This is a genomic window from Oleiphilus sp. HI0117, assembly GCF_001635235.1.
Genome location: NZ_LWGA01000304.1, coordinates 1 through 502, shown reverse-complemented (window position 1 = coordinate 502; position 502 = coordinate 1). Strand labels below are relative to the sequence as shown.

Annotated in this window: 1 pseudogene; it reads left to right on the top strand. The window is 42.0% G+C overall.

What is annotated here, in order from left to right:
* Positions 1-502: pseudogene (locus A3757_RS26255) on the top strand (hypothetical protein); the annotation flags it as partial.

Below are 502 nucleotides of genomic sequence, written 5' to 3'. Positions count from 1 at the left end.
ATGCCGCTCAAGTTCAGCTAGATGGGCAAACTTACGCGGTAAACGATATTATTCCTTTTGAAGTAAATGATCCGTATTTCGAAATTGCCAAAGACGCTACCGATGAGCTTGTAGGCTTTCGTTTGGGCTTTGGTGAAGCTCGTGGTCAGCTTAGCGGTGACTTTGATAGTATTTCTGGTAACGTTGGCGCTACGATTACTGATTTCTTTGGCGATGATTACCAAGCATCGATGCTTAACTTAAGTGGCGATGTCGATAATACTCGTGCTAAGTATTTTGGTGTAGGTAATGATCAAAGTGGAGGTGCAACGGATTGTAATTCGGGTTTTTACTGTTATGACCTTGCAGACTATAAGACTCTTGATGTTGGGCAGAGAAACTCTACAACAGGTAATGTTGATTACACCAACGACTTTTTCATCTCTTTTCAGAAAGAAGACACCGACTGGTCAACGAGTGATGGTCAGATGACCACTGCTTCAGGTGTATTTATTAACATACC